Annotated in this window: 17 protein-coding genes; 11 read left to right on the top strand and 6 right to left on the bottom strand. The window is 54.9% G+C overall.

The window, feature by feature from the left end; translation table 11 throughout:
* The first annotated feature begins 44 nt into the window (after positions 1-44).
* The gene (locus CULFRC11_RS08990) at positions 45-938 is read left to right on the top strand and encodes a phosphoribosylaminoimidazolesuccinocarboxamide synthase (RefSeq protein ID WP_013912252.1); all 894 of its coding nucleotides are present in this window, start codon (positions 45-47) and stop codon (positions 936-938) included.
* A gap of 54 nt (positions 939-992) precedes the next feature.
* Here the strand turns inward: CULFRC11_RS08990 and CULFRC11_RS11445 are convergent, their stop codons facing one another.
* Positions 993-1,118, bottom strand: coding sequence for a hypothetical protein (locus tag CULFRC11_RS11445; RefSeq protein WP_258863488.1), 126 nt, complete (start codon positions 1,116-1,118; stop codon positions 993-995).
* A 230-nt stretch (positions 1,119-1,348) separates the two neighbouring features.
* Here CULFRC11_RS11445 and CULFRC11_RS08985 point away from each other — a divergent pair, with 230 nt between their 5' ends.
* From CULFRC11_RS08985 to trhA, 6 genes are all read left to right on the top strand, one after another.
* Positions 1,349-3,475, top strand: a complete 2,127-nt coding sequence (locus CULFRC11_RS08985) for a S9 family peptidase (RefSeq protein WP_023636221.1) — start codon at positions 1,349-1,351, stop codon at positions 3,473-3,475.
* Positions 3,472-3,945, top strand: coding sequence for a glutathione peroxidase (locus CULFRC11_RS08980; protein ID WP_023636220.1), 474 nt, complete (start codon positions 3,472-3,474; stop codon positions 3,943-3,945). Before CULFRC11_RS08985 ends, CULFRC11_RS08980 begins: the two co-directional genes overlap by 4 nt.
* Positions 3,946-5,002: 1,057 nt before the next feature.
* Positions 5,003-5,242 (top strand): phosphoribosylformylglycinamidine synthase subunit PurS, encoded by a 240-nt coding sequence (gene purS / locus CULFRC11_RS08975; RefSeq protein ID WP_023636218.1) that lies wholly within the window; start codon positions 5,003-5,005, stop codon positions 5,240-5,242.
* Positions 5,243-5,914 (top strand): phosphoribosylformylglycinamidine synthase subunit PurQ, encoded by a 672-nt coding sequence (gene purQ, locus CULFRC11_RS08970; protein WP_023636217.1) that lies wholly within the window; start codon positions 5,243-5,245, stop codon positions 5,912-5,914.
* Positions 5,915-5,928: 14 nt separating this feature from the next.
* Positions 5,929-8,229 carry a phosphoribosylformylglycinamidine synthase subunit PurL gene (gene purL, locus CULFRC11_RS08965; protein ID WP_023636216.1) on the top strand — a complete coding sequence of 767 codons (2,301 nt, stop codon included), beginning with the start codon at positions 5,929-5,931 and terminating at the stop codon, positions 8,227-8,229.
* A 138-nt stretch (positions 8,230-8,367) separates the two neighbouring features.
* The gene (trhA, locus tag CULFRC11_RS08960) at positions 8,368-9,045 is read left to right on the top strand and encodes a PAQR family membrane homeostasis protein TrhA (RefSeq protein WP_023636215.1); all 678 of its coding nucleotides are present in this window, start codon (positions 8,368-8,370) and stop codon (positions 9,043-9,045) included.
* Between the two features lie 23 nt (positions 9,046-9,068).
* On the opposite strand, the gene nrdF is transcribed toward trhA, so the two are convergent.
* Positions 9,069-10,091 carry a class 1b ribonucleoside-diphosphate reductase subunit beta gene (gene nrdF / locus CULFRC11_RS08955; RefSeq protein WP_014526204.1) on the bottom strand — a complete coding sequence of 341 codons (1,023 nt, stop codon included), beginning with the start codon at positions 10,089-10,091 and terminating at the stop codon, positions 9,069-9,071.
* Between the two features lie 38 nt (positions 10,092-10,129).
* Positions 10,130-10,555 (bottom strand): class Ib ribonucleoside-diphosphate reductase assembly flavoprotein NrdI, encoded by a 426-nt coding sequence (nrdI, locus tag CULFRC11_RS08950; protein WP_023636214.1) that lies wholly within the window; start codon positions 10,553-10,555, stop codon positions 10,130-10,132.
* A 150-nt stretch (positions 10,556-10,705) separates the two neighbouring features.
* On the opposite strand from nrdI, the gene CULFRC11_RS08945 reads away from it, so the two are divergent.
* From CULFRC11_RS08945 to purM, 3 genes are all read left to right on the top strand, one after another.
* Positions 10,706-11,098 carry a sterol carrier family protein gene (locus CULFRC11_RS08945; protein WP_031270557.1) on the top strand — a complete coding sequence of 131 codons (393 nt, stop codon included), beginning with the start codon at positions 10,706-10,708 and terminating at the stop codon, positions 11,096-11,098.
* 57 nt (positions 11,099-11,155) lie between these two features.
* The gene (purF, locus tag CULFRC11_RS08940; protein WP_023636212.1) at positions 11,156-12,718 is read left to right on the top strand and encodes an amidophosphoribosyltransferase; all 1,563 of its coding nucleotides are present in this window, start codon (positions 11,156-11,158) and stop codon (positions 12,716-12,718) included.
* A 75-nt stretch (positions 12,719-12,793) separates the two neighbouring features.
* Complete coding sequence (gene purM, locus CULFRC11_RS08935) at positions 12,794-13,858, top strand: phosphoribosylformylglycinamidine cyclo-ligase (protein WP_023636211.1); 1,065 nt, start codon at positions 12,794-12,796, stop codon at positions 13,856-13,858.
* Between the two features lie 96 nt (positions 13,859-13,954).
* On the opposite strand, the gene CULFRC11_RS11310 is transcribed toward purM, so the two are convergent.
* Both CULFRC11_RS11310 and ygfZ read right to left on the bottom strand, forming a co-directional pair.
* Entirely contained in the window at positions 13,955-14,158 is a 204-nt protein-coding gene (locus CULFRC11_RS11310) for a DUF3073 domain-containing protein (RefSeq protein ID WP_013912240.1), read from the bottom strand.
* 219 nt (positions 14,159-14,377) lie between these two features.
* Positions 14,378-15,508 carry a CAF17-like 4Fe-4S cluster assembly/insertion protein YgfZ gene (ygfZ, locus tag CULFRC11_RS08925; protein ID WP_023636209.1) on the bottom strand — a complete coding sequence of 377 codons (1,131 nt, stop codon included), beginning with the start codon at positions 15,506-15,508 and terminating at the stop codon, positions 14,378-14,380.
* Between the two features lie 53 nt (positions 15,509-15,561).
* On the opposite strand from ygfZ, the gene CULFRC11_RS08920 reads away from it, so the two are divergent.
* Positions 15,562-16,479: an aminodeoxychorismate lyase gene (locus CULFRC11_RS08920; RefSeq protein WP_023636208.1), complete on the top strand. Its 918-nt coding sequence runs from the start codon at positions 15,562-15,564 to the stop codon at positions 16,477-16,479.
* On the opposite strand, the gene CULFRC11_RS08915 is transcribed toward CULFRC11_RS08920, so the two are convergent.
* Positions 16,476-17,120 (bottom strand): heme-binding beta-barrel domain-containing protein, encoded by a 645-nt coding sequence (locus tag CULFRC11_RS08915; protein ID WP_023636207.1) that lies wholly within the window; start codon positions 17,118-17,120, stop codon positions 16,476-16,478. The two genes, CULFRC11_RS08920 and CULFRC11_RS08915, sit on opposite strands and share 4 nt — an antisense overlap.
* Positions 17,121-17,148: the final 28 nt, after the last annotated feature.

Raw genomic sequence — 17,148 nt, 5'->3', positions numbered from 1 at the left:
TAAGATATGACTTGCATGAGACGTGAGGGCTAGACTGCTACGTTATGCGTCCTGAACTCTCCCAGTACACTCATGTGTCCGCGGGCAAAGTGCGTGAGATCTACGAGATCGACGACGAACGCCTGCTCATGGTGGTCTCTGACCGCATCTCCGCATACGATCACATCCTGGATCCGGAGATCCCCGACAAAGGCCGAGTGCTCACTGCGATGAGCATGTACTTCTTTGATCACATCGATTTTCCTAACCACCTTGCCGGACCCATCGATGATCCTGCGATTCCAGAAGAAGTTTTGGGGCGTGCGCTGGTATGTAAGAAGCTGAAAATGCTTCCTTTCGAATGCGTGGCACGCGGCTACCTCACCGGTTCTGGTCTCAAGGAATACCAACAGACCGGCAAGGTATGTGGCATTGAACTGCCGGAAGGCCTGGTAGAGGCATCGAAATTGCCCGAGCCGATTTTTACGCCTGCAACCAAAGCAGACTTTGGCGAGCATGATGAGAACGTGTCTTTTGAGGCGGTCGTCGACAAGCTAGGCGAGGCGCGCGCTAACGAGCTACGCGCAGTGACCTTGAAGATCTACTCCGAGGCAGCAGCCATCGCGGAGTCCCGGGGCATTATTCTCGCGGATACAAAGTTTGAGTTCGGACTCGACGAAGACGGCACTTTAGTGCTTGCCGACGAAGCCCTCACCCCAGATTCCTCCCGCTATTGGCCTGCCGACGGCTACGAGGAAGGCAAGGCGCAGCCGAGCTTTGATAAGCAGTACGTGCGCAACTGGCTCACCGGCCCCAAGTCGGGGTGGTCCACGGACTCGCTTACCCCGCCGCCGTCTCTTCCTGGGTCCGTCGTGGAAGCGACGCGGGAACGCTACGTAGAGGCATTCGAACGTATCACTGGAAAAAAGTTCAGTGATTGGATCGGAACCTGTGTATAGAAAATAAAAGAAGCGCTGTGCCTGATGCAGGTACAGCGCTTTTTGCTTTCCTTATTAGGTGAGCTTGTTGATCTTCTCTACAACGCTGACGATTTTGCTGGTAAAGCTGACCATCTCCGAAAGCAAGTTCAGACCTTTGACTGAAGAGAGCTGGCTAAAAATGTCTACAGCATTGCTCATTATGTTACCTTTCATTTTTTCAGTAAGACCGGATTTACACTAGCCGAACTTTGTAAAAAATCAAGAGAAGAGAGCGATACGTGGCGGGGTTCACTGAAATGGAAATATGCAGTACTGCAGAGATAAATTCACGTTTTTATATATGTCTTGGTGGTGGGGCGTAAACGTCTGGTAGGAAGCTGAAAACTTAAAAAATAGGCTTGTTAGTGGTTTCCGCTACGATTTAGACCATGTCTGAAACAACGCGAATTCAAGCGCCGATAGCTCCGATTCATCAGCACATGAGAACGGTGCATGACACCACGTTTATCGATGAATACGAATGGCTACGGGACAAAGAGTCTCAGGAAACCATTGCGTACTTGGAGGCAGAAAATGCCTTCACGGAGCAAGAGACCGCGGGCTTGTCACAGCTACGAGACAATATTTATCAAGAGATAAAGTCGCGAGTAAAAGAGACCGATATGTCGGTTCCGCAGCGCTCCGGCGATTTTTGGTACTACGGGCGTTCGGAGGAGGGAAAAAGTTACGGGTATTCCTGCCGTATTCCCGTAGTCGAGGGGCAGGATGCATGGGTACCACCTGTGATTCCGGAAGGGGAGCCGGTTGCTCAGGAACAGGTCATTCTCGACTTGAATGAGCTGGCGGAGGGGCACGAGTTTTTCTCCCTGGGGGCCTCCACGATCACCACGTCGGGCCGCTACTTGGCCTACTCCGTGGATACAGCAGGTGATGAGCGTTTTACCCTGCGGATTAAAGACCTGGAGACAGGGGAACTGCTAGACGACGTCCTGGAGGATCTTTTCTACGGTGCGACATGGGCCGGAGAAGAGTACCTGTTCTATCAGCGAGTCGACGACGCATGGCGTCCGGATTCCGTGTGGCGGCACAAGATCGGCACAGACCCGAGCGAAGACGTTCGCGTGTTCCATGAGGCAGACGAGCATTTTAATACCGGTATTGGTGCGACTCGCTCAGAAAAATACCTAATAATCGCATCTGTATCAAAGATAACCTCTGAGGTGTGGGTCCTTGACATGGACAATCCCGAGGGAGAGTTCCGCTGCATTATCCCCCGGAAGTCTGGGGTGGAATACGACGTGGATCACGGCGTGGTTGCAGGCGAAGACGTATGGATAGTGACCCATAACGCTACAGGGCCGAATTTTGAAATAGGATGGGCGCCAGTGGCGGAACCCTTCGCTCTGTCCGATCTGACAACGTTGATGCCGCACCGTGATGACGTTCGAATTGAAGGCGTAGACACCTACCGCGATCAGATCGTGGTGGGGTATCGTGCCGGTGCTATCGGTCGTGCAGCAATAATGCAGCTCACTGACCAAGGCTTCGGGACTTTTGAAGAGCTTCAGTTTGATGAGGACCTCTACACCGTGGGTGTTGCAGGAAATCCTGAGTGGGACGCACCCGTACTGCGTGTCGGTTATACCTCGTTTACCACCCCAAGTCAGGTGTTTGACTACACAGTTGCAGATGGCTCCAAACGCCTGCTCAAGCAACAAGAAGTCGTTGGCGGATATAACCGTGATGACTACGTAGCAACCAGACTATGGGTCACTGCAGAGGATGGGGTGCAGATCCCGGTATCGCTCGTGCACCGCGCTGATCTCGACGTGACCACCGCCAACCCGACACTGCTCTACGGCTACGGTTCCTACGAGGTCTCTATGGATCCCGAATTCTCCATCGCGCGGCTATCCCTTATGGATCGCGGGATGATCTTTGCCATTGCGCACATCCGCGGCGGTGGCGAGATGGGCCGGGGTTGGTATAACAACGGCAAAATGTTGTGCAAAAAGAATACGTTCACGGACTTCATCGCCGTAGCGGATTTCCTTATTGCTCAGGGAGTGACCACACCAGAGCAGCTGGTGGCTGAGGGCGGATCAGCCGGTGGCATGCTGATGGGTGCAGTTGCCAACCTTGCAGGTGACCGATTTAAGGCAATTGAGGCCGTGGTTCCGTTCGTGGATCCGCTGACCTCCATGCTGATGCCAGAGCTGCCGCTGACTGTCACGGAGTGGGATGAGTGGGGCGATCCGCTGCACGATAAAGAGGTATATGACTATATGGCCTCGTATGCCCCTTATGAGAACGTGGAGGCTAAAGCGTATCCCAATATCTTGGCCTTGACCTCGATCAATGATACCCGGGTGCTGTACGTAGAGCCTGCCAAGTGGATCGCTAGGCTGCGCGCTACGGCCAAGAGCGGCGACTTTTTGCTCAAGACAGAGATGGCAGCGGGCCATGGCGGAGTGTCCGGACGGTATGAAAAGTGGAAGCAAACGGCGTTTGAATACGCATGGCTCATTAACCAGGCGACGGGAGTGCTTGAATGACGCAGTTCTTTGATATTCCGGTGACGCTTAACGACGCCACCGAGACCACCATGAATGACTGGGCAGGGCACTGTCTACTTATTGTGAATACCGCGTCCAAGTGCGGTCTGACCCCACAGTATGAAGCTTTAGAGGAGTTGTATCGCGACTACTCTCAACGTGGCTTCTTTGTGATTGCGATGCCGTGCAATCAGTTTGCTGAGGAAGAACCCGGATCGAATAAACAAATCGCGGAGTTCTGCAGGCGGGAATATGACGTGACCTTCCCGATTCTTGAAAAGGCAGACGTCAACGGTGAGAATGCTCATCCGCTGTACCAATTCTTAAAGGGAGACGGCCCGGATATTGAGTGGAACTTTGAAAAGTTCGTGGTCTCTCCAGAAGGAAAAGTTGTGGGCCGGTTCGCACCGAATATGGAACCCGATGATCTAGAGATCATCGAATGTTTAGAGGAACACGTGGTGCTTTAACGCCCAACAGCCTGCATTTCCATAGACAAAGCATCCCTTGGGCGCCGTTTTGCGGCTTAATGTCTATGGAAATGCAGGCTGTTGGTGTCAAAAAAGAACCGGCCACCGTGTGCGCGGTGGCCGGTATCCCTCAATCTCAAAAGGAAAGATGCCTCAGAAAGTTAAACCGAAAATGGATTCGGCTGTAGGACCAGTTGGTTTGTCTCTGCATAATGCCTGCTCTGAGTCGCGCCCCTCAACGCTTCCCAGGAGGTGGGAAAATCCCTATGCATCGAGCTACCAGTGATTCTTAGAATGCGGTGCGTTAGCTAGTCCCTCAACAAGTAACGCTCTTCCTTGAATCTTCTGGTCCTCGGGTTCGCCGCTCGTCCTGCTACATGTTCGCTACCATGCGTCGCTGTGCTGAGCTGCTACCCGAGAGTTAGCTGCCATGCTCTCTCCTTTCGCCGGTGACTGTTTGGGTCTCCCAACAGCTTGTGTGCTGTTGATGTAATGAAGTTTCGCATGGATTAAGCAGGGACGCAATAATGTAAAACTATCCATAATCATGCCCCTGACCTGCATAAACAGCTTTAGCTGAAAAAATTCTGTGAGCGCTGGGAAATTTCTGTAAACAACCCTTGACCTGCATTTTTTCGCTTTGTTCGCTACTGTGTGGTTGCTGCGGGGGTGGAGTGTTGGAGTTTGCTGGCAAACTGTTCCATGTTTCCTATTGCTGCTATGACCTGCACTTTTGTGGGAGGCTTGGGCTGTGGGGTGAGGATGGGCATGGTGGGGGTGGTTGACAGGTCATAAGCACGTGTTCTCTTTAAAAGAGAAGGGGTTCCTTGGAGGGTGATCGGGCAATACCAGTTCCCTACCTAAAGTGGTGTTGAGGCTCGAAAGTTTGCCTTAACCTGCGGAGATAACCTGATCTTTTCTGGATATAACCAGTGGTTTTTGGTGGGTTCGTGGCTAGTTTTTTGCGACGATGTCTAGGTAAGCTTGGGCCATTGGTTCCCTATCTATTGGGAATCGGTTTGCATACCAACCTCTGAATAAGGGAGCTGAAGTCAACGTGGCCCGTGTAGTTGTAAACGTGATGCCAAAGGCAGAGATTCTGGACCCGCAAGGTCAGGCCGTCGTTCGTGCGCTGGGGCGTATCGGGGTTACGGGTGTTGCTGATGTCCGGCAGGGTAAGCGCTTTGAAATCGAGGTCGATGATTCGGTATCCCGCGAAGATCTGGAAAAAGTGGCGGAGACCTTGCTGGCCAACACGGTCATTGAAGACTTCGATGTGATCTTTGAGGTCGCCTAAATGACTGCGAAAATTGGCGTAATTACGTTCCCCGGAACTCTCGACGACGTCGACGCTGCGCGCGCTGCTCGTATCGCGGGTGCAGAGGTTGTGAGCTTGTGGCATGCCGATGCAAATCTGCGTGGAGTAGACGCTGTGGTTGTTCCCGGCGGTTTCTCTTATGGCGATTATCTGCGCACTGGCGCGATCTCCGCCTTGGCGCCGGTGATGCGTTCTGTCGTAGAAGCAGCTGGGAAGGGTATGCCGGTATTGGGGATTTGCAATGGATTCCAGATTCTCACCGAGGCAAAGCTGCTCCCCGGCGCGTTAACACGTAACCAGGGTCTGCATTTTCACTGTGTAGACACTCATTTGGTAGTGGAAAACAATCACACCGCGTGGACTAACACCCTAGAAGCAGGGCAGAAAATTCTGGTCCCTGCCAAGCATGGTGAGGGACGTTTCCAGGCCTCTCAAGAGACTGTGGACATGCTTGAGGGGGAGGGGCGTGTGGTGTTCCGTTACACGGATAACTTCAACGGCTCGGTTAACGGAATCGCTGGTATTACCAATGAGACAGGACGCGTGGTGGGGCTGATGCCGCACCCAGAGCATGCCGTCGAAAAGCTAACGGGCCCGTCCGTGGACGGCTTACAGCTGTTCCTTTCCGCAATTGGCACGATCGCAGCGTAGAAGAGGCAACTTTCATGACTGAACGCACAACTTTTAATGACACGGTCGAGGCTGCAACTGCTGAGCCAAATCTCGACCAACCGTATGCGAGCCTGGGACTTAAGGACGACGAATACGCTCGGATTAAGGAGATCCTTGGACGGCGTCCCACCGACGCTGAGCTGGCCATGTACTCCGTTATGTGGTCGGAACACTGTTCTTATAAGTCTTCTAAAGTGCACTTGCGTTATTTCGGGGAGACCACCACGCCTGAGATGGGGGAGAAGATCCTCGCGGGTATCGGTGAGAACGCGGGTGTTGTGGATATCGGAGACGGTAACGCTGTTACTTTCCGTGTGGAGTCGCACAACCACCCGTCCTATGTTGAGCCGCATCAGGGTGCTGCAACCGGCGTCGGCGGCATCGTCCGCGACATTATGGCGATGGGTGCTAGGCCTATCGCGGTGATGGATCAGCTGCGCTTTGGCCCTGCTGATGCCCCGGATACCGCCCGGGTGCTGCCTGGCGTGGTTGACGGAATTTCCCACTACGGAAACTGCCTGGGCCTGCCCAATATCGGCGGCGAGACGGTCTTTGATGAGTCTTATTCCGGAAACCCTTTGGTCAATGCGCTGTGCGTGGGCATGTTGAAGGTGGAGGACCTCAAACTGGCATTCGCGTCGGGCTTGGGAAACAAGGTCATGCTGTTTGGTTCTCGTACCGGTCTTGACGGTATCGGTGGAGTATCGGTGCTGGCTTCTGACACCTTTGTGGAAGGTGCGGAGCGCAAGCTTCCAGCCGTGCAGGTCGGGGATCCTTTTGCAGAGAAAGTGCTCATTGAGTGCTGTCTTGATCTGTATAAAGCGGGCGTAGTCGTGGGAATTCAAGACCTTGGTGGAGCTGGTTTGGCCTGTGCAACCTCGGAGCTTGCTGCGTCTGGCGACGGTGGCATGGAGGTCAACCTGGATGCCGTCCCACTGCGGGCGGAGAATATGACCGCGGCGGAGATTCTCTCCTCGGAGTCGCAGGAGCGCATGTGCGCGGTGGTGCGTCCTGAGGATGTCGAGCGTTTCCAAGAGATCTGTGCGCATTGGGATGTGACCTGCGCTGAGATCGGTGAGGTGACGGACGGCAAGCACCTGATTATTCGGCACCGTGGGGAACTCGTGGTGGATGCTCCGGCGCACACCATTGCTAACGAGGGGCCGGTATACAATCGCCCACTGGCGCGCCCGGAGTGGCAGGACACCCTGCAAGAATTCGCTGGCGTGAATAAACCCACGGATGCTGCGGAGATTAAGCAGGCACTCTTTGACATGGTCGCTTCCCCCGCTCTGTGCTCCCGCGCGTTTATTACGGAACAATACGACCGCTATGTGCGTGGGAATACCGTTCAGGCCAAGAATGCGGATGCGGGAGTTTTGCGTATCGACGAAACCACAAACCGTGGAGTTGCTGTTTCCGCGGATGCGTCGGGTCGCTACACCAAGCTGGATCCCAACACCGGTGCACGCCTTGCTTTGGCTGAGGCGTATCGCAACGTTGCAGTTACAGGTGCTCGTCCGGTTGCTGTGACCAACTGCCTGAACTTCGGTTCTCCCGAGGATCCAGGGGTGATGTGGCAGTTCAAGGAGGCTGTGCATGGCCTGGCGGATGGTTCCAAGGAACTGGGTATCCCGGTTTCTGGCGGAAACGTCTCTTTCTACAACCAAACCGGCGATGAGGCTATTTTGCCTACTCCTGTAGTCGGCGTGTTGGGAGTGATTGATGATGTGCATCAGGCCATCGGCGCGAAACTGGGAACTGTTGAGGGTGCGGAGGAGCTTTATCTCCTGGGTGAGACCTTTGATGAGTTCGGTGGTTCCATTTGGCAGCAGGTCTCCGGTGCAGGGCTTTCCGGTATGCCTCCGCGCGTGGACTTGGCTAATGAAGAAAAGCTCGTGCACTTTTTCGCGGAGCCCGGAATTGTGACTGCGGCTCATGACATCTCAGAGGGTGGACTCGCACAGACTCTGGTGGAGCTGGCAGTGCAGGCTGACACGGGCATGGACATTGACGTCACTGAGGTGGCTGTGGATATGTTTACGGCTTTGTTCTCCGAGTCTGCATCCCGTGTGGTCGTGGCTACGCAGGCGGGAGAGGCTGTGGAAGCGCGTGCTCGGGAACTGGGAATCCCGGTTCTTAAGTTGGGCGTTACACGCGATGACCTCATGCTGAGCATGAAGGGCGCTAACGCTGAGTTTGCTGTGGGAGTAGAGGAACTCCGTGCGGCATGGGAGGGCACTCTTCCGGAGTTGTTCGGCCACGCTGTGGGTGCGAACTCCGTAGTGGAATAAAATACAGTTAACAAGTGGGTTCTTCCGGAGTATTGTGCCGGGGAGCCCACTTTTGTTGTATCTAAAGTCTTGGCAACGTAGCCGTGGGAAGGTAGGCTTCGAGAAACCTACGCAGTGGTAACTTAAGGTGGAGAGCTAATGACAGTGACAACGCAAAAGGCCGTGGTCGTAGACCGCGGTCAACGGCCGCAGACTAGGGGATGGTTCCATGCTGTGGCTTCTTTGTTTGCTCTGGTATCGGGTGCTGTTCTTGCTACTTTTGCGTGGCTCATGCTCCCGTGGTGTCAAGCACTGGGAGTAACGATCTATGTCCTAGGGACGGTGGCCCTCTTCAGCGTATCTGCTTCCTACCACTTAGGGCGTTGGCGCAGCATGAGTACGATTAATCGCTGGCGCCGAGCCGATCATGCCACTATCGCTGTCTTTATCGCGGCCACGTACACCCCGCTTTGTCTTGTGGCTTTGCCGCCGGCCACCGCCGCATGGGTCTTAACGGTGGCCTGGGTTGGCGCCATCCTTGGGGTAGTACTCGCGCTCGTGTGGGTAGACCACCCTAGGTGGCTTGCTGTATCCGTCTACCTTGCCCTCGGGTGGCTAGTGATACCGGTAATTCCCAACCTCTGGGTCAACGCAGGTCCAGCTATCGTGTGGCTCCTAGCGGCGGGCGGGGTGGTCTACTCCCTGGGCGCTGTTGTGTATGCGCTGCGCTGGCCCGGCCGCAGCGCGCGCATCTATGGCTACCACGAGCATTTCCATACAGCCACGATCGTTGCGGCTATCGCCCATCACGTGGCTATCTGGCTCTTGGTGGCATAAGGCCCCGGCGGGGCGTCGAAAAGCTAGAAGTCCCAGTCGGACTCGGTGGTGTTTTCGGCGCGGCCGATAATGTAGCTGGATCCTGAGCCGGAGAAAAAGTCGTGAGTCTCATTGGACTCGGGGGTGAGTGCGGCGATGATTTCAGGGCTTACATGGGCGGCTTGGAGCTCGTATGCGGGGGCATAGCCAAGATTCATGAGAGCCTTGTCGGCGTTGTAATAAACAAAGGCCATCACACCGTCAATGGTGGGTCGGGGTTCTTCGAGGGTATCCACGCTGGCATAAAGGTCGGCGGAATAGTCTTTTTCTAGGGCGAGGAGCTCGTCGCAAAAGCTATACGTGAAGTCTTCCATCTCGTCTTTGCGTTGTGGCTTTGCGTCCAGGCCTCGCTGGTACTTGTAGCCGGAATAGTATCCGTGTACTGCCTTGTCTCGCAGGATGAGCCGGATCATGTCGGCTGTGTTCATGAGCTGGCCGCGTGTGGAAAGCCACAGCGGGAGGTAGAAGCCAGCGTAGAGAAGCAGCGAGGAAAGTAGCGTTGAGGCAACTTTTCGCTTGAGCGGATCGTCCCCGTAGTAATGACTCATGACAGAGGATGCTCGTTGTTGAAGCAAGGGGTTAGACACCGCCCATGAGTAAGCCTCATCAATCTCTGTGGAAGAGCATAGGGTGCTAAAGACGGAACTATAGCTGCGTGCGTGGACAGCCTGCATGAAGGCGATGTTGGTGTACACGGCCTGTTCGTGTTCAGTGCGGGCGTCAGGGATCTGACTGATCTCGCCGACGGTGGCCTGGACGGTATCAAGGAGCGTAAGTCCCGTAAAGGTTCGAGTGACCAGAGTGCGGTAGTTTTCTCCCATGCCGCGCCACGTGGGGATGTCGTTGGAAAGCGGGACCTTTTCTGGAAGCCAGAAGTTGGAAGTAAGTCGCTGCCAGACTTCCATATCCTTGGGATCTTCTGTGTGATTCCAGTTCACGGGACGCATCGGAGTTTCCGGGGTAGTGCGCCATTGAGGTGGGGTAATGGACTGATCGATATAACTCATGGGTGAAGAGATCTCCTTATAAAACGTTGGGGGATGATTTATACGTGTGCGGGCGCTTTGTCCAGGGCGTTGAGGACCGCAGTGCGCACGTATTCGGCGTCGACCGCTGTTCCTAGCAACTCAAATCGATAGAGCTCGGGCACGCCGCACTTATGTGCAATGGTGGTTCCGGCAAAGCAGAAAGCCGGGCCGAAATTACGATTTCCAGAGGTGATCACGCCTCTTAAGAGCTCCCGATTTTCCGGGATATTCAGGAATTTGATCACCTGCTTGGGTACGGCCTTGGCCAAGTCGCCGCCACCATAGGTGGGAGTAATCAGGACAAAGGGGGAGGAGGCATGGATGGGGTCGTCTTTGACCCGCAAGCCGATGCGCTGCGCAGGTAGCCTTGTTTTTTCAACGAACCGCTTTGTGTTTTCCGAGACTGAGGAAAAATAGATCACGGCGGGTCCCTCAGGGGACATGATTAACCCTCCAAATCTATAAATGAACATAAAAGTTCAACGGATTGAACTTTAGGGGATATGGAGAATGTACGCCGCCCGTTGTGAAATGCAAAAGCTTCGAGGTTAACCCCGCTTAGCTTCTCGACTCCACCAGATATGCTTAAAGTTATGGCACCACGCAGCATTGATCCCGCAGAAACCCGCGCAGCTATCCTGGAAGTCTCGCAATGGATCACTGACCCTCAGCACACTCCTCAGCCCTCACGGGAGTCGCTAGCTAAGGCGGTGCGCCTGAGTGTTCGTACCCTCGGGCAGATCGCGCCGGGTAACTCGGTGGAGGTGCGGGTACCGCCATTTGCTGCCGTGCAATGTATCGAAGGACCTCGGCATACACGGGGCACGCCCCCAAATGTTCTGGAGATGTCTCCGCACACATGGCTTAGGGTTGCGGTCGGTCTGGAAGCGCTTGCGGAGAACCCTTCCATTGATGCATCGGGGACTCGTGTGCACGAGGTGGAAAAATGGTTGCCTCTTGTGACCTTGCCAACACCACCCACATAAGGCGCGGGATTTTAGCCCCATTAGTGCCTCTATGGATCAGGAGCTAGAATGACGTGAGTGGCACAATTTGACCGTCATTGTAACGATTACTTTCCACACTCAACTACTAACCCGACGCAACCTGATCAAGGGCGTCGAATTTTAGACCTCAACGATCACGGCGAACAGTCTCCCCGCGAAGAATGCGGTGTTTTTGGTGTCTGGGCGCCCGGCGAGGAAGTTTCTAAACTCACTTACTTTGGCCTTTTCGCTCTTCAACACCGTGGTCAAGAAGCTGCTGGTATTGCCGTGGGTAACGGTGATCAGGTGGTGGTGTTCAAAGATTTAGGCCTTGTGTCGCAAGTTTTTGATGAGCAAACATTGGAATCCCTCAGCGGTGACATCGCTATCGGACACACGCGTTATTCCACCGCTGGTGGAGTGATGTGGGAGAACTCGCAGCCCATGTTCCGCGTCGCTCCCGACGGGACAGACGTAGCTCTATGCCATAACGGCAATCTAGTGAACTATCTTGAGCTCATGGCGGAAGCTGGAGAGCTTGGGCTGGTAAAGCCGGAAGAAGCTCCTTCGGATTCCGACGTCATGACTGCCCTTTTGGCGCATGGCATCGCTGAGGACCATAGTCTGCTGGACTCAGCGCGTGAGCTCTTACCTAGAATGCGTGGAGCGTTTTGCTTGACGTTCACCGATGGAAAAACCATGTATGCCGCCCGAGACCCATGGGGAGTTCGCCCCTTGGCTCTCGGGCGGTTAAACAATGGGTGGGTTGTCGCTTCCGAGACGTGCGCCTTGGACATCGTTGGAGCTTCCTTCGTTCGGGAAATAGAACCGGGTGAGTTGGTTGCTATCGACGGCTCCGGGGTGCACAGTGAACGCTTTGCTCAGCCGCAACGTAAGACGTGTGTGTTTGAGTACGTTTACCTAGCGCGTCCGGATTCCACGATCCATGCGCGCAACGTTAACGCCACCCGCCTGGAAATTGGGCGCAGGCTTGCTCGTGAGGCCCCCGTCGAGGGTGACTTGGTTATTCCTGTGCCAGAGTCGGGCAACCCTGCCGCGGTGGGGTATGCCCAAGAATCCGGAATACCTTTTGGCCAGGGTCTGGTGAAAAACGCCTATGTGGGCCGAACCTTCATCCAGCCTTCGCAAACCTTGCGGCAACTGGGCATCCGGTTGAAGCTCAATCCGCTGCGCGAGGTTATCCAGGGCAAACGATTGATCGTTGTCGACGATTCGATCGTGCGTGGTAACACGCAGCGTGCTCTCATCCGGATGCTACGTGAGGCCGGGGCGGCCGAGGTGCATGTTCGTATCGCTTCTCCGCCAGTGAAGTGGCCGTGCTTCTACGGCATTGACTTTGCTAGTCCCGGTGAGCTCATTGCTAATGCAGTAACCGGTGATAACGAGTCGGAGATTGTTCACTCTGTGTGTTCCGCGCTTGGCGCGGATTCGCTGGGCTATGTCTCTGCAGAACAAATGGTGGATGCAACTCAACAACCGCGTCATGAGCTGTGCTGTGCATGCTTTGATGGCGAGTATCCCATCGGTATGCCTGAGGGGAATAAGAACGCGGAATTGGTTTCTGCCATGAAGCGAAGCTCCTGCGCTAGCATCGATTAGCAATTATTATCAGCGGTGCATGCGTAGTGTGCCGAATACAAAAATAAACTCCCAAGAACAAGGACAATAAGGACCATGACGGATCCCAAAGAAAGTGTCTCTTACGCTGCCGCTGGCGTGGATATTGAAGCCGGCGATAAAGCCGTTGAGCTCTTTGCACCCCTGGCAAAGAAAGCAACCCGCCCGGAGGTACGAGGCGGGCTTGGCGGCTTTGCCGGACTCTTTGCCCTTGGCAAATACCGCGAACCACTGCTTGCCGCTGGTTCTGATGGCGTAGGCACTAAGCTTGCGATCGCTCAGGCTATGGATAAGCACGACACTATCGGTATTGACTTAGTCGCAATGTGCGTTGATGACCTGGTGGTCTGCGGTGCAGAACCCCTGTTCCTGCAGGACTACATCGCCATCGGGAAAGTAGTGCCTGAACATGTCGCGCAGATAGTTTCCGGCATCGCCGAAGGCTGCATCCAGGCGGGGTGTGCCTTGCTCGGTGGCGAGACCGCTGAGCATCCCGGTGTCATGGAGCCGGGGCATTACGACGTGTCCGCGACTGCCGTGGGAGTCGTGGAAGCAGATGAATTGTTGGGCCCTGATCGGGTGCGCAACGGGGACATTGTTATCGCGATGGCTTCTTCCGGTCTCCACTCCAACGGGTACTCGTTGGCACGCCACGTGTTGCTAGAAAAGGCCGGTTTGCCTCTCGACGGACACCTGGAAGAGCTCGATCGCACACTAGGTGAGGAACTGCTTGAGCCCACCCGGATTTACACAAAAGACTGTTTAGCGCTTGCCGACGAGTGTGAGGTGCACACCTTCTGTCACGTCACCGGTGGAGGCCTGGCGGGAAATCTTGCTCGTGTTATCCCCGAGGGACTTACGGCAGAGCTTAGTCGTGCCACCTGGACACCGGCGTCGATCTTCCGACTCATAGAGACGGTAGGACAGGTACCGCAGGAGGAAATGGAGAAGACCTTCAACATGGGTGTGGGCATGGTCGCTGTTGTTGCGCCACGTGATCGTGACCGTGCGCTTGCTATGTTGACCGCTCGGCATATCGATGCGTGGGAGCTAGGCACCGTACGCGTAAGTGCCGAGGGCGAGGAATCGGTGATTCTCAACGGAAACCATCCGAGTTACTAAGACCTCAAAGATATGCGAAGAGGCCCGGGGAGTAATTCCCTGAGCCTCTTCGCATTTTATAAGCTGCGGAGTGATTAAGCAGGAGGCAGAGCCTTGCTACTTTTTCTCCCAGTCGGAGTAATCCCCGTACTGATCGTCCTCTGCATACTCATCCGAATAATCGTTCTCATAGTTATCGCTAGAATTAGGGGACTTCCCAGCTAACTCTCGTTGAAGCGAATCCAGATCCATATTCGGAGTGTTGTACTTCAGCTGGCGTGCAACCTTGGTCTGTTTTGCCTTCGCGCGACCGCGACCCATGGCAGGACCCCCTTGGAGTGAGCAGGAGAAGACTTGGGAATTTGGGCTTCTCCGGAAGCTGTAATATTCGACGTATATATTCCTGTTAGACACAATAGCCCGAAACAGTCCGATTTGTCGCACCGCCGCCATAACCACGGAAAATTTTCCCCTCAGTCGTGGGTTCGCGGTGCTGAATTTTTTTCTTGGTTACCCCGCGGGGGTAACCAAGCCGAACCCTTAATCGGTGGAAAGCCCTTTTAATCTATTGATAGCTTTTCTCCCAGCTTTTTCGTCGTCTTCTTTGGGTAGCGAGTCAGGATCTATGGCAAGGGCCACGTCCTCTGCGACCACGAGGCTGGAGGAATTCAGTGCGCTTCGTTTGATTGTTGCTAACGCTACCGGGCCTAGCTCATAGTCTTGGACTACGGTGCCAAGCTTGCCGACGGTCCTGCCGCCAGAGACTATCGGATCTCCTGGTTTTGGAGTCGTGGGGGCGGAGCCGTCGAGAAGCACGATCACCAACGAGCGGGGTGGGCGGCCAAGATTCTCCACGCGGGCCACTGTTTCTTGTCCGCGGTAGCAGCCTTTGTTGAGGTGCACGGCGTCTGAAATGAGCCGTGGGGCTTCGTGGGGAATCGACTTATCGTCTAGATCGAGAGATAAAACGGGTTGTTGGCTTCGCACGCGTTCTGCCGTAAAAGCCATAAGCCCAGTAGGGACAGCGCCGGCGTCGCTAAGCAGCGTCGCGATGTTCATGAGTTCTGGGCTGTGCACAAGAATATCCAGACGGTGAGTAGTAAAACCTGGGACCTGTGCAGTAGCCACAATCGCGTCTGAGCTTGGCAAGGGAAAATCAGGGACTCCAGCACCCATCAGCGTTATGACTGCAAGGTTGGCGGGTTCTACTTCAACCTTGGACCAAAAGATCATGCGGGTGAGGAAAGCGAAAAAAGTCTCGTATTGGACTTGCGGAAGATGTAGGTAGAGCGCATCCTCCGAATCCAGCCCCGCGAGGATGTCCACTTGGTGGAGGATGTGACCTTGAATATCCAGGTCTAGTGCTGAGGTGGCAGTCTTTTTTTCTGCTAGACACTGGGGGGCGTCGGAAAGCTTTTGGGAAAGGAGGTTGTTCAGGAAAACTCCAGCCTCCGGACCATGGACTTTGATAACGCGGCGGTGAGAGAGATCAATAAGCCCCACCCCGGTGTCAAAGACTCGTTGTTCATTAAGTGGCGCACCATAATGCCAGGCAACACCTGCGTATTCGGGGAGATCGTCGTCGCCTTGGGGCAGCGCGGCACCCGGCCAGGCGGCAAGCGGAGACACATATGCGGAATCGTGGGGGTTAGAGTTCTCAAAATTTGTCACATTTTGATGGTACCGCGACCGAGCACGCAGTTGTCAGGGCATAATGAGTAATCATGGCGCCCAGCTCATCAGATCAAGATCATCGGGATGATCGACACGAAGCGAAGAATCCTGAACCCATAATCCTTGCAGTGGAACCCTACGGCGGATCAGTGCGAACCCATAGCCCGCTGCTGCCTTTGGTCTACTGGGATGATGCTGTGGTCACTCGCGGAGACGGGGTCTTTGAGACGCTTCTCCTACGGGAGGGGAGAGCCTGCAACGTCGAAAGGCATGCGCAGCGCTTTATCGCTTCTGCAAAGCTGCTGGATTTGCCCGCACCTAACATTGAGGATTGGCTGCATGCCACCACCATGGCGATCGAACAGTGGTTTGCACAAAACTCGTGTGACGCTAAATGCGTATGGACGTACACCCGCGGGCGTGCTTCCACAGGACATCCCTCTGCGTGGTTGACGATTACCAAGGTAGACGCGGGAGTTGTAAAACAACGTGCTGAGGGCGTGCGCGTTATGACAAGCCCACGGGGGTATCAGGTGGACTCGTCCTCGGTTCCTTGGCTGATTCTGGGGGCAAAGACCCTCAACTACGCATCCACCATGGCAGCCTTGCGGTGGGCACGCAAGCACGATTTTGATGACGTCATTTTCACCGAGGGAGATCGCATTTTGGAAGGTGCGACATCGACCGTGATTACGGTTCGAGATAAGAAGATACGCACGCCTCATCCCGGTGGGGATATCCTGCCTGGGACAACGCAAGCAGCGCTTTTTGAGCACGCTCGCGCAGCCGGGTGGAACTGTAAAACAAAGGATCTGGACCTGGAATATCTCACTGAGAAAGCCGACAGCGTCTGGCTTGTGAGTTCAGTGCGCGTTGCTACTCGGGTGCGGCGCATTAACGACGTCAAACTGCCGCGCCCGGACAACGAGGACGAGATCCGCGAGCTTATCTATTCAGCTCTGGGCTAGCCGATAACGCGGGAAAGCTCGGCAGACATACGGGGAAGAAGTTCGCCGTCCACCATGCGCTCATCTACCCAACCTAGGTTGTTGTTAGGCATGAGGCCATACAAGCGCTTGCCAGGTCCCAAGGAAGCTGGGCCGGTAGAAGTGACCATCGTGGAGGCAGATTCAACCTGCCAGGCGCGCTCATTCATAGGCTCGCCGTAGAGAACCTCAACGACTCCAGTGGAGTGAGTAAGCACAACCTCGATCTCATCTTTGAGGCTGATGCGCCAGAAACCAGACTCACGTTGATCGAGGCCGATGTGGTTGCCGTCCTCGTCTAGCTTCCAGATGCGAGACTCATAGGTGAGATAGTTTTCTCCATCGTGGGCAAAAGTAATTTGCTGTCCAAAGGAATACTGACCATCTTCTGCTGTATCTGCCCGGCCTGTGCCGCGCCACACGCCAACCAGGGGAAGCAGCGCAAGAAGTCCATCGTGCAGGTTGGGGCCTTCGCGCAGGTTTGCGGTGTCATCGGGGATAGGAAGGTCACCGAACGCTGGAATATTGCGTAGGGCGGAGTCTTTCCATTGTTCTGCGGCGCGGTTGACGGCGTCATTACCGCTGAGCGCAGGAGTGTCTACGTGGTTTGTATCGTCGCTCATAGCCACTCAGCCTAGTGGCAATTATGCA

This window comes from Corynebacterium ulcerans, from assembly GCF_000767685.1.
GTDB classification, from domain to species: Bacteria; Actinomycetota; Actinomycetes; order Mycobacteriales; family Mycobacteriaceae; genus Corynebacterium; species Corynebacterium ulcerans.
The sequence above is the reverse complement of the archived record's forward strand: the minus strand, read 5'-3'. Positions and strand labels throughout refer to the sequence as shown.

Bases quoted from the DNA above. Each gene is read 5' to 3' on its own strand.
- CULFRC11_RS08990 (WP_013912252.1), top strand. From the start codon at position 45: ATGCGTCCTGAACTCTCCCAGTACACTCATGTGTCCGCGGGCAAAGTG.
- CULFRC11_RS08980 (WP_023636220.1), top strand. From the start codon at position 3,472: ATGACGCAGTTCTTTGATATTCCGGTGACGCTTAACGACGCCACCGAG.
- CULFRC11_RS08920 (WP_023636208.1), top strand. From the start codon at position 15,562: ATGGCGCCCAGCTCATCAGATCAAGATCATCGGGATGATCGACACGAA.
- trhA (WP_023636215.1), top strand. From the start codon at position 8,368: ATGACAGTGACAACGCAAAAGGCCGTGGTCGTAGACCGCGGTCAACGG.
- CULFRC11_RS11445 (WP_258863488.1), bottom strand. From the start codon at position 1,118: ATGAGCAATGCTGTAGACATTTTTAGCCAGCTCTCTTCAGTCAAAGGT.
- CULFRC11_RS08915 (WP_023636207.1), bottom strand. From the start codon at position 17,120: ATGAGCGACGATACAAACCACGTAGACACTCCTGCGCTCAGCGGTAAT.
- nrdF (WP_014526204.1), bottom strand. From the start codon at position 10,091: ATGAGTTATATCGATCAGTCCATTACCCCACCTCAATGGCGCACTACC.
- purL (WP_023636216.1), top strand. From the start codon at position 5,929: ATGACTGAACGCACAACTTTTAATGACACGGTCGAGGCTGCAACTGCT.
- purM (WP_023636211.1), top strand. From the start codon at position 12,794: ATGACGGATCCCAAAGAAAGTGTCTCTTACGCTGCCGCTGGCGTGGAT.
- CULFRC11_RS08985 (WP_023636221.1), top strand. From the start codon at position 1,349: ATGTCTGAAACAACGCGAATTCAAGCGCCGATAGCTCCGATTCATCAG.
- CULFRC11_RS11310 (WP_013912240.1), bottom strand. From the start codon at position 14,158: ATGGGTCGCGGTCGCGCGAAGGCAAAACAGACCAAGGTTGCACGCCAG.
- CULFRC11_RS08945 (WP_031270557.1), top strand. From the start codon at position 10,706: ATGGCACCACGCAGCATTGATCCCGCAGAAACCCGCGCAGCTATCCTG.
- purQ (WP_023636217.1), top strand. From the start codon at position 5,243: ATGACTGCGAAAATTGGCGTAATTACGTTCCCCGGAACTCTCGACGAC.
- nrdI (WP_023636214.1), bottom strand. From the start codon at position 10,555: ATGTCCCCTGAGGGACCCGCCGTGATCTATTTTTCCTCAGTCTCGGAA.